Below are 12926 nucleotides of genomic sequence, written 5' to 3' on the forward strand. Positions count from 1 at the left end.
ACTTGCAGAGGTGCAGCGCATATCCCTTATTTTATAATCATTTCAAAATGAGAGATAAAAAATGTCGTCGTTGCATATTACGCAAGGTGTTTTCCGCCTCAGCGATACCCGAACCCTCACACTTTCTGATCTGAACATTGAACAGGCCGACAGCTGGGCGTTTGTCGGCTCGAATGGCAGCGGGAAATCCGCGCTGGCTCGCGCGCTGGCAGGCGATCTGACGTTACTGAAAGGCCGCCGCGAGAACAGTTTCTGCCATATCGTGCGCCTCTCATTCGAACAGTTGCAGAAGCTGGTCGCCGATGAATGGCAGCGCAACAACACCGATTTGCTGAGCGAAGGCGAAGACGATACCGGCCGCACCACCGCTGAAATCATTCAGGATGACGTGCGGGATCCGGCGCGCTGTGCCGCCCTTGCAGCGCAGTTTGGTATTGAGAAATTGCTCGACCGCCGCTTCAAATATTTATCCACCGGCGAAACCCGCAAAACCTTGCTGTGTCAGGTGCTGATGCAGAAACCTGATTTGCTGGTGCTGGATGAGCCGTTTGACGGGCTGGACGTCAATGCCCGTGCGCAACTGGCGCAACTGCTGGAAACACTTTCCGGCGAAGGCCAGACGATGGTGCTGGTGCTCAACCGCTTCGACGACATTCCTGCGTTTGTGAAGAATGTCGGCGTGCTGGCCGATTGCACGCTGGCGTCGGTCGGCCCGCGGGAACAGGTGATGGCCGACGCACTGGTCGCGCAACTGGCGCACAGCGAAAGCCTGAATGGCATGGCGGTGCCGGAAGCGGAAGATCCCACCGCGCGCGTCAGCCCGCCCTCCGGCAGCCCGCTGATCGTACTGCGTGACGGCGTGGTGCAATATAACGATAAACCGATCCTGCATCATCTGAGCTGGCAGGTGGATCAGGGCCAGCACTGGCAGATCACCGGTCAGAACGGCGCGGGGAAATCCACCCTGCTGAGCCTGATCACCGGCGATCATGCGCAGGGCTACAGTAATGATCTGACGCTGTTTGGCCGCCGTCGCGGCAGCGGGGAAACCATCTGGGATATCAAACGCCATATCGGCTACGTCAGCAGCAGCCTGCATCTTGATTACCGCGTCAGCACCAGCGTGCGCAATGTCATCACTTCCGGCTTCTTCGATTCCATCGGCATTTATCAGGCGGTGTCCGATCGCCAGCGGTTGCTGACTTCGCAATGGCTGACACTGCTCGGTCTGGGCGGCGATGCCGGGGAATCGCCGTTCCACAGCCTGTCCTGGGGGCAACAGCGTCTGGCGCTGATTGCCCGCGCGCTGGTCAAACATCCGGCGCTGTTGATTCTTGATGAACCCTTGCAGGGGCTGGATCCGATCAACCGCCAGCTGGTGCGCCGTTTTGTCGATATCCTGATTGGCGAAGGTGACACGCAGTTGCTGTTCGTCTCACACCACGCAGAAGATGCGCCGCAGTGCATTACCCATCGTCTGAGCTTTATTCCTGACGGGGAAATCTACCGTTATCAGATCGACGCGCTGTAATCCCTTTCCGGCCTTCCGTCTGCGCAAGGCCGGCTTCACTCCTGCGCCATCAGCGCGGTGACCACGCCCTTTCCCCATCATCTTCCCGGTGCAAATGACTCTCTGGTGACCACCCCGGAGAAAAAAGACCGGCCAGATATCGTGACCCTGCGCCGCTGGCTGCTCAGCAATCTGTCGCCCGACACCGGGTTGTAGTCTGAAAAAATTAGCGAAAACCCGGATCCGTATAACGCATCGCCTTCCGTGTAAGCGATTACACAAGCCGGTCATTCCGGCTTCACCGCCGTTGCCGCTGGCTTTCTGAACCGCGCGCGCCCTCTGTCTGGTCGGGTTGAAAGGTGATAAACTGTTTGTGTAAGCGATTCCATTTTATTGGGGATGGATCACCTTTTTCAGCCTTGCAGCGTGATATCGTTGCATCAAGATAATCATCGGGGAGCTATTATGTACGTCTTAGTCACAGGTGGTAGCGGTTACATCGGCAGTCATACTTGCGTTCAATTGATTGATGCAGGCTATACACCCATCATTCTGGATAATCTTCACAACAGTAAAGTCAGCGTGCTGGAACGCATCAATACCCTGACCGGCAAAACGCCGCTGTTCTATGAAGGCGACATCCGCGACCGTGCGCTTCTCGATAAAATTTTCAGCGAACACCACATTCATTCCGTCATTCATTTCGCAGGCTGGAAAGCGGTCGGCGAATCCGTGGCGAAACCGCTGGCTTATTACGACAACAATGTCACCGGCACGCTGGTGCTGATCGAAGCGATGCGCGCGGCGGGCGTGAAAAACCTGATTTTCAGCTCCTCCGCCACGGTATATGGCGATCAGCCCAAAACCCCTTACGTCGAAGATTTCCCGACCGGCAACCCTTCCAGCCCGTACGGCCGCAGCAAACTGATGGTCGAACAAATTCTGGAAGATGTTCAGCGCGCTGAGCCTGAGTGGAGCATCACCTTACTGCGTTACTTCAACCCGGTCGGTGCCCATCCGTCTGGCCTGATGGGTGAAGACCCGCAGGGCGTGCCGAATAACCTGATGCCGTTTATCGCGCAGGTCGCGGTAGGCCGCCGTGAGTCTCTGGCTATTTTTGGCAATGACTACCCGACGCCGGACGGTACCGGTGTGCGCGACTATATCCATGTGGTTGACCTCGCTGACGGCCATCTGGCCGCGATGAAAACCCTGCACAATAAAGCGGGCGTGCATATCTACAACCTGGGCGCGGGCTTCGGTCACAGCGTGCTGGAAGTGGTGAATGCCTTCAGCAAAGCCTGCGGTAAACCGGTGAATTACAAATTTGCGCCACGCCGCGACGGCGATTTACCGGCGTACTGGGCGGATCCGACCAAAGCGGCGAAAGAGCTGAACTGGAAAGTCACCCGCACGCTGGAAGACATGGCCAATGACACCTGGCTGTGGCAGTCGAAAAACCCGCAAGGCTACCCGGACTAAGGCGCACTAAGGAAAGTTTATGACCACGTTTAACCCGATTGATCACCCACATCGCCGCTACAATCCGCTGACCGATCAGTGGATTTTAGTCAGCCCGCACCGGGCCAAACGCCCGTGGCAGGGTCAGCAGGAAGCGGTTTCTCAGGAAATCCTGCCTGCGCATGACCCGGACTGTTTCCTGTGTCCGGGCAATACGCGCGTGACCGGCGATGTGAACCCGAAATACACCGGCACCTTCGTATTTACCAATGATTATGCGGCGCTGATGCCGGATACGCCGTTTGCGCCGGAAAGCGACGATCCGCTGATGCGTGTGCAGAGCGCACGTGGCACCAGCCGCGTGATCTGCTTCTCGCCGGATCACAGCAAAACCCTGCCACAACTGTCGGTTGAGGCGCTGACGGAAATCGTCAGAACCTGGCAGGAGCAAAGCGCGGATCTGGCAAAAACCTATCCGTGGGTACAGGTTTTCGAGAATAAAGGCGCGGCGATGGGATGCTCTAACCCGCATCCGCACGGGCAGATCTGGGCCAACAGTTTCCTGCCAAACGAAGCCGAACGGGAAGACCGTCTGCAACGCGCGTATCTGCAACAACAGGGTTCGCCGATGCTGGTTGACTATGTGCAGCGCGAACTGGCTGACGGCAGCCGTACGGTGGTGGAAACCGAACACTGGCTGGCCGTCGTCCCTTACTGGGCGGCATGGCCGTTCGAAACCCTGCTGCTGCCGAAAGTGCACGTTAAACGCATCACTGAGCTTTCCGATGAACAGCGCGGTGATCTGGCGCTGGCGCTGAAAAAACTGACCAGCCGCTACGACAATCTGTTCCAGTGCTCCTTCCCGTATTCCATGGGCTGGCACGGTGCGCCATTTACCGAAGGCGACAACGAACACTGGCAGTTGCATGCCCATTTCTATCCCCCGTTGCTGCGTTCAGCCACGGTACGCAAATTCATGGTCGGCTACGAAATGCTGGCTGAGACGCAACGCGACCTGACGGCGGAACAAGCCGCTGAACGTCTGCGGGCGGTAAGTGATGTCCATTATCGTGAGGCCGGAGAAAAATAATGAAACTGAAAACCAAAACCCTGGAAATCTTCGCCGATAAATTCGGCTACCCTGCGACCATTACCATCAAAGCGCCGGGTCGCGTGAACCTGATCGGTGAACATACCGATTACAACGACGGTTTTGTGCTGCCCTGCGCCATCGATTATGAAACGGTGATCGCCTGCGCCCAGCGTAATGACCGCACGATCCGCGTGATCGCCGCCGATTACGACAACGACGAAGACAGCTTCTCCCTCGACGAACCGATCCTGCACAGCGATGCGCACCCGTGGGCCAACTATGTGCGCGGCGTGGTAAAGCATCTGATGCTGCGCAACAAAGATTTCTCCGGCGCTGATATGGTGATCAGCGGCAACGTGCCGCAGGGCGCGGGTCTGAGCTCTTCTGCCTCGCTGGAAGTGGCCGTCGGTCAGGCATTGAAATCCTTATACGATCTGCCGCTGGATGGCGTGGCGCTGGCGCTGAACGGTCAGGAAGCAGAGAACCAGTTTGTCGGCTGTAACTGCGGCATCATGGATCAGCTGATTTCCGCGCTCGGTAAGGAAAATCACTCCCTGCTGATCGACTGCCGTTCACTGGAAACCCGCGCGGTCTCTATGCCGACAAACGCGGCGGTGGTGATCATCAACTCCAACGTGAAACGCGGTCTGGTGGACAGCGAATACAACGCCCGTCGCGAACAGTGCGAAGTGGCGGCCCGTTTCTTCGGCGTGAAAGCGCTGCGTGACGTCGATCCTGCCCTGTTCTTCTCCATTCAGGATGAACTGGATCCGGTGGTTGCCCGCCGTGCGCGTCACGTGATCACTGAAAACGACCGTACGCTGGCAGCAGCAGATGCCCTGGCCAGCGGTGACCTGAAACGCATGGGCGAACTGATGGCGGAATCTCACGCGTCAATGCGTGATGATTTTGAAATCACCGTGCCGCAAATCGACAAGCTGGTTGAAATCGTCAAAGAAGTGATTGGCGATAAAGGCGGCGTGCGCATGACCGGCGGCGGCTTCGGCGGTTGCATCGTGGCGCTGGTACCGGAAGACATGGTGGATAAAGTCCGTCATGCGGTGGAACAGCAATATCAGGCGCACAGCGGCCTGAAAGAAACCTTCTACGTTTGCACCGCTTCACAAGGAGCAGGCATATGTTAAAACCTGAAAACACACAGCTGGCGCCCGATGGCCAGCCGTTTGAACAGGTGACGCTACAGAATGCGGCGGGTGCCACCGCCACATTCATGGACTGGGGCGCGACCTGGTTATCCTTCACCCTGCCGCTGGCGGATGGCACGACGCGCGAGTTGCTGCTCGGCTGTCAGTCCCCGCAGGAATACATGAACCAGAGCGCGTATCTCGGCGCGACCGTGGGACGTTACGCCAACCGTATCGCCCGCGCGCAGTTTGAAATCGACGGCAAACCGCATCTGGTGGTCGCAAATCAGGGCGTTCATCAGCTTCATGGCGGGCCGGAAGGTTTCCATGCGCGCCGCTGGACGATCCTGGAACAGACCGCGCAGAAGCTGACGTTCCAGCTGTTTTCGGCCGACGGCGATCAGGGTTATCCGGGCAATATGACCGCGAAGGTGCATTACCAGCTGACGGACGATAACCGTCTGGAAATTCGTTACGAAGCCACCGTGGATAAGCTGTGTCCGGTCAATCTGACCAATCATGCCTATTTCAATCTCGACGGCGAAGGCACCGATGCGCGCCAGCACAAGCTGCAACTGTTCGCTGACCGCTTCCTGCCGGTCGACAGTGACGGCATTCCCTGTGCGGATCCGACCCCGGTTGAAAACACCGGCATGAATTTCAACGCGGCAAAAACGCTGGCGAAGGATTTCCTCAAGGATCGCGATCAGCAGCGGGTGAAAGGCTATGATCACGCCTACCTGCTGAACCGCACCTGCAATACCGGCACGAATCCGGCGGCGCATTTGTGGTCCGCTGACGGCAAAGTCAAAATGACCATGTTCACCTCCGCACCCGCCGTACAGCTTTACAGCGGCAATTTCCTCGGCGGCACACCGAACCGCAGCGGCGGCGAATATGCCAGCTACAGCGGTGTGGCGCTGGAAAGTGAATTCCTGCCAGACAGCCCGAACCACGCGACCTGGCCACAGCCCAGCTGCTGGATAAAACCGGGACAGGCGTATAAATCCGCCACCACCTATCAGTTCTTCGCGCTGTAATTTGCTCAGGACAGGGTCGCCCGGCCCTGTCTTCCTCTGTTCCGACTTGTGCGAATTTGTGACTCACGGCGCATCTGACCCGGCACATTTTCAGCTAAAGGCATTTCCCGCATCTACGCTTAGAGAGTGTCCTGCGTAAAAGGACGTTTAATAAGGAGTTCGTTATGCGTTTACCTGTTGTGTTATCCCTGCTGGCCACATTGTGCGCGGCGGGTTCCGCGCTGGCGGCCGACCCGGTGAAAGTCCCTTCCCCTGCTCAGACTGAGCAACGCCAAAAGATGACCGACTGTAATCAGCAGGCCACCACGCAGTCGCTGAAAGGCGATGAGCGGAAAAAATTCATGAGCAACTGCCTGAAAGCAGAGGCAAAAACGGACGATAAACTGAATCCGCAACAGCAGAAGATGAAAACCTGTAACGCAGACGCGGCGAAACAAGATCTGAAGGGCGATGCCCGTAAAACCTTCATGAGCACCTGCCTGAAAAAAGCCAGCTGATCCCCCGGTCTGGTGGATAAAACGCGCTGTCCGGCGAACGGTCTGCGCGTTTTGTTTTACATCGCCGCAGCAAATTCGTTATGTTTAATACAAACGGACTCCCGCGAAGCCTTCCTGACGTAGTTTCAGATTGCTGAGTGGGACGCCCAGACCCTATAATGATAACTGTTATCATTGAAAATTCAGTTAACTGAGGAGTTTAGCTATGGCTGTAACCAAGCTGGTGCTGGTAAGACACGGTGAAAGTGAGTGGAACAAAGAAAACCGTTTTACCGGTTGGCATGATGTTGACTTGTCCGAGAAAGGCCGCACTGAAGCAAAAGCTGCGGGTCAGCTGCTGAAAGACGAAGGCTTCCAATTTGATTTCGCTTACACCTCCGTGCTGAAACGCGCCATCCATACTCTGTGGAACGTTTTGGACGAACTGAACCAGCCATGGCTGCCGGTTGAGAAATCCTGGAAACTGAACGAACGTCACTACGGTGCGTTACAGGGTCTGGATAAAGCTGAAACCGCACAGAAATACGGTGACGAGCAAGTTAAACAATGGCGTCGTGGTTTTGCTGTGACACCACCAGAACTGGATCGCGCTGACGAACGTTTCCCGGGCCACGATCCGCGTTACGCTAAACTGACGGCTGCAGAACTGCCAACGACAGAAAGCCTGGCGCTGACCATTGACCGCGTTATCCCTTACTGGACTGACGTGATCAAACCACGCATCGCCAGCGGCGAGCGCGTCATCATCGCGGCACACGGTAACTCCCTGCGTGCACTGGTTAAATATCTTGATAACCTGAGCGAAGAAGAAATTCTGGAACTGAACATCCCTACCGGTGTTCCGCTGGTTTACGAATTCGACGAAAACTACAAACCCCTTAAACGTTACTATCTGGGTAATGCCGACGAAATCGCAGCGAAAGCCGCGGCCGTGGCAAACCAGGGTAAAGCGAAGTAATTTCGCGTTTTCTGCATGAAGCAGAAAGAGTTGAAGTTGAATAGGCACGCGAAAGCGTGCCTTTTTTGTCTCTGGACCTGAGGAGAAACCGATGCCCGTCAGACTCGCGTCGCCAGATGAAGCAGAAATACTTTGGGAAATAAGAAATCAGGCTATCCGCCACGGATGTAAAAATACCTATGGCGCAGACATTGTAATGGCGTGGACGCCCGAACAGATGCCTGCCGGATACCGCAAAGCTATTGCGGAGAATCCTTTTTTTGTCGCACAGGTGCACGGGCTGGACACACCCGTGGCAACAGGATTTCTGGATCTGAAAAATGGCAGTGTGGAAGCGATTTTTACGCTGCCAGAATACGAAGGGAAAGGTCTTGCCACCCAAATTCTTGCTGCCATAAAAGCAGAAGCGAAGTCGAGAGGATTCACAGCACTTACTCTGGCGTCTACGCCGAATGCCTTTGAGTTTTATAAGAAGAATGGATTCTGTCTGGTTAAAGAGAGTCTTTATCGCTCTGAGATGGCGAATGCTGATTTGCGTTGTATGGATATGCGCTGCGAACTGTGAGTCATTTTGCCCTTTTTCACCAAAGAAAAAGCCCCGCATAAACGGGGCTTCTGTACGCAGGGGGATGCGAAACTATTTAACCGCGGCGTGCTTTTACCGCACCTGCCAGGCTGCGCAGCAGCACTTCGGTATCTTCCCAGCCGATGCAGGCATCGGTCACGCTCTGGCCGTAAACCAGCGGCTCGCCGCTGTCGAGGCTCTGATTACCTTCCACCAGATGGCTTTCCACCATCACGCCCATGATGGATTGTTCGCCGCCAGCAACCTGACCGCAGACATCTTCACACACTTCCATCTGCTTTTTGAATTGCTTGCTGCTGTTGGCATGGCTGAAATCGATCATGATACGGGCTGGCAGGCCGCCTTTCTTCAGGCCTTCTTTCACTTCCTGCACATCCTGAGCACTGTAGTTTGGCTTTTTACCGCCACGCAGAATGATATGGCAGTCGTTGTTCCCGCTGGTGTTCACGATCGCGGAGTGACCCCATTTGGTGACAGACAGGAAACAGTGCGGTGCGCCTGCGGCGTTGATGGCGTCGATAGCCACTTTGATGGTGCCGTCAGTGCCGTTTTTGAAACCTACCGGACAGGACAAACCGGAAGACAGCTCACGGTGAACCTGAGATTCTGTGGTACGCGCGCCGATTGCGCCCCAGCTCATTAAATCCGCCAGATATTGTGGCGTGATCATGTCCAGGAACTCGCCTGCAGCAGGCAGACCGGTGTCATTAATATCCAGTAACAGTTTGCGGGCAATGCGTAAACCGTCGTTAATCTGGTAGCTGTTGTTCATGTGCGGGTCATTGATCAGCCCCTTCCAGCCCACCGTGGTACGCGGTTTTTCAAAGTAAACGCGCATAACCACTTCCAGCTCGCCCTGCAATTCTTCACGCATTTTCAGCAGACGGGCGGCATATTCTTTCGCGGCTTTCGGATCGTTAATAGAACAAGGGCCAATAACAACCAGCAGACGATCATCGTTTCCTTTCAGGATCTTATGGATTGCATTACGCGCCTGAGAGACTGTTTTTGCCGCTTTGTCAGTGGCGGGGAATTTTTCCAGAAGGGCAACCGGCGGTAATAGTTCTTTAATTTCTTTGATGCGCAAATCGTCGTTTTGATAATTCATAACTGTTCCATTCGGGTGTTCATAAGAGACAAAGCGAAACGCTGACCGCGTTCAATCTAGCCGTATTGCATGACGGTGTAAACCTGCTTTTACACTTCCGAATAGTCTCAATTTGATTTAGCACATGAATTGTTTAGCTAGTCTTTTATCAGACACATGAAAAACGACCACGGACCTTTCTGCAACAATGGAGATGAAATTATGAAAAAGCTCGCAATCATGTTACTGACCGCAACCATGGCGCTGACCACCGGTGCTGCTTTCGCTGCCGGTGAAACATCTGCCTCCGATAACAACGGCCAGGCGAATCAGTCGAATTCCCCGGGTTCAATTCAGAAAATTGCGCCTAAAAACGTGGATAACGACCAGATTAATAACACCAATAAACCTGCCGATGAGGTGAATACCCAGACGGATACCACCAAACATCATATGAGCAAAACGCAGGAACATGAGAAAACCATGTGCAAAGACGGACGCTGTCCAAACCAGACGCCGGGGACTTCCGAGTCTAAAGCCACCGGTAACTAAGCCCGTCATAAACTGCTCATTCAGGAGGAACTTCGGTTCCTCCTTCACGTTTACGCCCCTTCTTGCAACGCCTCCTGATTACGCTATTGTGATCTTCTCTGTTCATCATTCTTGTGAATATAACTATGTCTTCTACCCTGTTACCGCAGGATAAAAACAGCCGCCGGCTGCTGCTGGCCTTCCTTGTGACGGTCATTTTTATGATTGCGGAAGTAATTGGCGGGCTGATCTCCGGCTCGCTCGCCCTGCTGGCCGATGCCGGGCATATGCTCACCGACGCCGCAGCGTTGCTGGTTGCGCTGCTGGCGGTGCGTTTCGCGAAACGTAAACCCAACTCTCGGCATACCTTTGGTTATCTGCGTCTGACCACTCTGGCGGCATTTGTTAACGCCGCGGCGTTGCTGGTCATCGTGGTGCTGATTGTCTGGGAAGCCATCGCCCGTTTCGTCAATCCGCAGCCCGTCATGGGCACCACCATGCTGGTGATCGCCATCGCCGGTCTGTTTGCCAATATTCTGGCGTTCTGGCTGCTGCATCAGGGTGAAGAAAAAGCCAATATCAACGTGCGCGCCGCCGCCTTACATGTGCTTGGCGATTTGCTGGGTTCGATCGGTGCCGTCGCTGCCGCGCTGATTATCATGAACACCGGCTGGACACCCATCGACCCGATTTTGTCGGTACTGGTTTCCTGTCTCGTCCTAACCAACGCCTGGCGGTTGCTGCGGGAGAGCTTCCACGAGTTGCTGGAAGGCACGCCGGAGGAAATTGATATCGACAAACTGCGCCGCGATTTATCCATGAGCATTCCGGAGGTGCGCAACGTACATCATGTTCATGTCTGGCAGATTGGCGAACAACGGTTGATGACCCTGCATGTGCAGGTGATACCGCCTCACGATCACGACGCGCTGCTGGAACGCATCCGGCATCATCTGCTGGAGAAATGCCGTATCGGGCACGCGACTATTCAGATGGAATATGGCAGGTGTGAAGCGCCGGATTGCGGCATCAATGATGTGCCCGTCGTCAGCGCAGGTCATGATCATCACGGTCACAGCCACGCGCACCATCATCACTGATCGCGCCGCCAGCGGCAGAAAGCAAAAACGCCTCCGTCACGGAGGCGTTTTTGTCAGCGCAGCATCACACTGTTTGTAGCGGCCGCGAGCCATTTTGCTTCGCGCTTTTGATCCACAGCCAGGAGCCGTTCAGCGCAATCAGCGTCAGCAGGACATATTCCAGCGCCATTGCATAAACGCCCTGATAGGCAAAGATCGCCACACTGATCACATCGATGATGACCCACAACAACCAGTTCTCGACGTATTTACGGGTCATCAGCAGCATGGCGACAATCGACAGCACCATCATTGAGGAATCCCAGAACGGGAAAGCATCAGGCTGAAGTGCCGGCATCTGCACAGACAGGCCAAGCGCCTGCATCAGATTGACTGCCAGCAGCGTCAGCGCGGCAAAAACGCGGTCAATGTTAAATGTCATCAGCAGAATGCCCGCGATACACACCACGCCCCATACCAGCGCTTTCGTGCGCGGTAACCAGCGGATTTGCAACTCAGCCTGCTGATCGGCCGTCTGTCGGCTCCATGCGTACCAGCCATAAATATTGGCGGCAAAGAAAAAGACCTGCAGCAGCAAACTGGCGTAAAGCTGGATCTGGAAAAAGATAACCGCAAACAGCGTGACGTTGATCAGACCGAAAGGATAGTTGATCAGTTTCTCTTTGCTGGCGAACCAGATACACAGCAAGCCAAATATCGTGCCGACGGCTTCAATCCATGACAGATCGTATCCGCCTTTTCCAATCGGAATATGAACCAGAATGTTGCCGGTACTGAAAAAATCCATCATCACATGCGTTCCTTTTTGTCAGTCACAAAACCTTGCCGGTCATAAAAGAGGGGCTTACAGCGCCTTCGGTTGCGTACGCAATGTTAACTGCGCCGCGAAATCCAGCATACGGTTCAGCGGGATCAGCGATTTCACGCGTAACGCTTCATCCACCTCAATCGCATGTTCCGCTCCGCCATGTTCAAGTCCTTCCGCAATGGCTTTCAGGCCGTTCATCGCCATCCACGGACAATGCGCACAGGTGCGGCAACTTGCGCCCTCGCCTGCCGTCGGCGCTTCGAACAATTCTTTGTCCGGGCACGCCTGCTGCATTTTGTAGAAAATGCCGCGGTCAGTCGCCACAATCAGTTGCTGGTGCGGCAGGGTTTTCGCCGCCTGAATCAGCTGACTGGTGGAACCCACGGCATCCGCCATATCCACGATCGCCTGAGGAGACTCAGGATGCACCAGAACAGCGGCGTTCGGGTACAAACCTTTCATTCGGGTCAGGGCCTGCGTTTTAAACTCGTCATGGACGATACAGGCGCCCTGCCAGCACAATACATCCGCCCCCGTCTGCTTACGGACGTAATTCCCAAGGTGGCGGTCCGGCGCCCAGATGATTTTTTCCCCCAGACTATCAAGGTGTTCAATCAGCTGTACCGCGATACTGGATGTCACTACCCAGTCGGCTCTGGCTTTTACGGCCGCGGAGGTATTAGCGTAGACCACAACGGTGCGGTCGGGGTGCTGATCACAAAAATCTGAGAACGCCTGTTCAGGACAGCCCAGATCCAGTGAGCATTCCGCATTCAGGGTCGGCATCAGCACGGTTTTTTCCGGGCTGAGAATTTTGGCTGTTTCGCCCATGAACCGCACGCCCGCAACCAGCAAGGTCGAGGCAGGATGCTGACTGCCAAAACGCGCCATCTCGAGGGAATCCGCCACAATGCCCCCGGTTTCTTCGGCAAGCGCCTGAATCTCAGGATCGGTGTAGTAATGCGCCACCATCACAGCATCACGTTCCTTCAGCAGTTTTTTAATCTTCTCTTTATAGAAAGATTTTTCATCTGCATTCAGAACGGCGGGTTTCGGAGGGAAAGGATAAACCGCCGCATTCAGATCCAATGTTTCGCTCATACTCGTCAT

At 55.0% G+C, this 12926-nt stretch carries 14 protein-coding genes; 11 read left to right on the plus strand and 3 right to left on the minus strand.

Annotation, left to right across the window (positions count from 1 at the left end; all coding sequences use genetic code 11):
- Positions 1 to 61: 61 nt before the first annotated feature.
- The 9 genes from modF (at position 62) to J9880_RS01295 (ending at position 8269) form a co-directional block, all read left to right on the plus strand.
- Positions 62 to 1531 (plus strand): molybdate ABC transporter ATP-binding protein ModF, encoded by a 1470-nt coding sequence (gene modF, locus J9880_RS01255; protein WP_095921228.1) that lies wholly within the window; start codon positions 62 to 64, stop codon positions 1529 to 1531.
- A gap of 57 nt (positions 1532 to 1588) precedes the next feature.
- Positions 1589 to 1726, plus strand: coding sequence for a hypothetical protein (locus tag J9880_RS01260; protein ID WP_232769988.1), 138 nt, complete (start codon positions 1589 to 1591; stop codon positions 1724 to 1726).
- A 249-nt stretch (positions 1727 to 1975) separates the two neighbouring features.
- Positions 1976 to 2992, plus strand: a complete 1017-nt coding sequence (galE, locus tag J9880_RS01265; RefSeq protein ID WP_095921227.1) for a UDP-glucose 4-epimerase GalE — start codon at positions 1976 to 1978, stop codon at positions 2990 to 2992.
- Between the two features lie 19 nt (positions 2993 to 3011).
- The gene (galT, locus tag J9880_RS01270; RefSeq protein ID WP_095921226.1) at positions 3012 to 4061 is read left to right on the plus strand and encodes a galactose-1-phosphate uridylyltransferase; all 1050 of its coding nucleotides are present in this window, start codon (positions 3012 to 3014) and stop codon (positions 4059 to 4061) included.
- Entirely contained in the window at positions 4058 to 5209 is a 1152-nt protein-coding gene (galK, locus tag J9880_RS01275) for a galactokinase (protein WP_195817016.1), read from the plus strand. Before galT ends, galK begins: the two co-directional genes overlap by 4 nt.
- Positions 5203 to 6249, plus strand: a complete 1047-nt coding sequence (gene galM / locus J9880_RS01280; RefSeq protein WP_095921224.1) for a galactose-1-epimerase — start codon at positions 5203 to 5205, stop codon at positions 6247 to 6249. Before galK ends, galM begins: the two co-directional genes overlap by 7 nt.
- Positions 6250 to 6413: 164 nt before the next feature.
- Positions 6414 to 6746 carry a PsiF family protein gene (locus J9880_RS01285; protein WP_095921223.1) on the plus strand — a complete coding sequence of 111 codons (333 nt, stop codon included), beginning with the start codon at positions 6414 to 6416 and terminating at the stop codon, positions 6744 to 6746.
- Between the two features lie 205 nt (positions 6747 to 6951).
- Positions 6952 to 7704 (plus strand): 2,3-diphosphoglycerate-dependent phosphoglycerate mutase, encoded by a 753-nt coding sequence (gene gpmA / locus J9880_RS01290; protein WP_095921222.1) that lies wholly within the window; start codon positions 6952 to 6954, stop codon positions 7702 to 7704.
- 91 nt (positions 7705 to 7795) lie between these two features.
- The gene (locus tag J9880_RS01295; protein WP_095921221.1) at positions 7796 to 8269 is read left to right on the plus strand and encodes a GNAT family N-acetyltransferase; all 474 of its coding nucleotides are present in this window, start codon (positions 7796 to 7798) and stop codon (positions 8267 to 8269) included.
- Between the two features lie 76 nt (positions 8270 to 8345).
- Here the strand turns inward: J9880_RS01295 and aroG are convergent, their stop codons facing one another.
- The gene (gene aroG, locus J9880_RS01300) at positions 8346 to 9398 is read right to left on the minus strand and encodes a 3-deoxy-7-phosphoheptulonate synthase AroG (RefSeq protein WP_095921220.1); all 1053 of its coding nucleotides are present in this window, start codon (positions 9396 to 9398) and stop codon (positions 8346 to 8348) included.
- Between the two features lie 201 nt (positions 9399 to 9599).
- On the opposite strand from aroG, the gene J9880_RS01305 reads away from it, so the two are divergent.
- A complete protein-coding gene (locus J9880_RS01305; RefSeq protein ID WP_095921219.1) occupies positions 9600 to 9929 on the plus strand; it encodes a protein YbgS in 330 nt (109 codons plus the stop codon).
- Between the two features lie 125 nt (positions 9930 to 10054).
- Positions 10055 to 11008, plus strand: coding sequence for a CDF family zinc transporter ZitB (gene zitB / locus J9880_RS01310; protein ID WP_095921218.1), 954 nt, complete (start codon positions 10055 to 10057; stop codon positions 11006 to 11008).
- 64 nt (positions 11009 to 11072) lie between these two features.
- Here zitB and pnuC read toward each other — a convergent pair whose 3' ends face one another.
- Together pnuC and nadA are read right to left on the minus strand one after the other, a co-directional pair.
- Positions 11073 to 11795 carry a nicotinamide riboside transporter PnuC gene (gene pnuC / locus J9880_RS01315; RefSeq protein ID WP_095925087.1) on the minus strand — a complete coding sequence of 241 codons (723 nt, stop codon included), beginning with the start codon at positions 11793 to 11795 and terminating at the stop codon, positions 11073 to 11075.
- Between the two features lie 57 nt (positions 11796 to 11852).
- Positions 11853 to 12917 (minus strand): quinolinate synthase NadA, encoded by a 1065-nt coding sequence (gene nadA, locus J9880_RS01320; protein ID WP_131692626.1) that lies wholly within the window; start codon positions 12915 to 12917, stop codon positions 11853 to 11855.
- Positions 12918 to 12926 lie beyond the last annotated feature (9 nt).

Source organism: Rahnella victoriana, from assembly GCF_021276285.1.
In the GTDB taxonomy this organism is placed as follows: domain Bacteria; phylum Pseudomonadota; class Gammaproteobacteria; order Enterobacterales; family Enterobacteriaceae; genus Rahnella; species Rahnella victoriana.

Coding starts and splice junctions, on each gene's coding strand:
- modF (WP_095921228.1), top strand. CDS start 62: ATGTCGTCGTTGCATATTACGCAAGGTGTTTTCCGCCTCAGCGATACC.
- galE (WP_095921227.1), top strand. CDS start 1,976: ATGTACGTCTTAGTCACAGGTGGTAGCGGTTACATCGGCAGTCATACT.
- galT (WP_095921226.1), top strand. CDS start 3,012: ATGACCACGTTTAACCCGATTGATCACCCACATCGCCGCTACAATCCG.
- galM (WP_095921224.1), top strand. CDS start 5,203: ATGTTAAAACCTGAAAACACACAGCTGGCGCCCGATGGCCAGCCGTTT.
- J9880_RS01285 (WP_095921223.1), top strand. CDS start 6,414: ATGCGTTTACCTGTTGTGTTATCCCTGCTGGCCACATTGTGCGCGGCG.
- gpmA (WP_095921222.1), top strand. CDS start 6,952: ATGGCTGTAACCAAGCTGGTGCTGGTAAGACACGGTGAAAGTGAGTGG.
- J9880_RS01295 (WP_095921221.1), top strand. CDS start 7,796: ATGCCCGTCAGACTCGCGTCGCCAGATGAAGCAGAAATACTTTGGGAA.
- aroG (WP_095921220.1), bottom strand. CDS start 9,398: ATGAATTATCAAAACGACGATTTGCGCATCAAAGAAATTAAAGAACTA.
- J9880_RS01305 (WP_095921219.1), top strand. CDS start 9,600: ATGAAAAAGCTCGCAATCATGTTACTGACCGCAACCATGGCGCTGACC.
- zitB (WP_095921218.1), top strand. CDS start 10,055: ATGTCTTCTACCCTGTTACCGCAGGATAAAAACAGCCGCCGGCTGCTG.
- pnuC (WP_095925087.1), bottom strand. CDS start 11,795: ATGGATTTTTTCAGTACCGGCAACATTCTGGTTCATATTCCGATTGGA.
- nadA (WP_131692626.1), bottom strand. CDS start 12,917: ATGAGCGAAACATTGGATCTGAATGCGGCGGTTTATCCTTTCCCTCCG.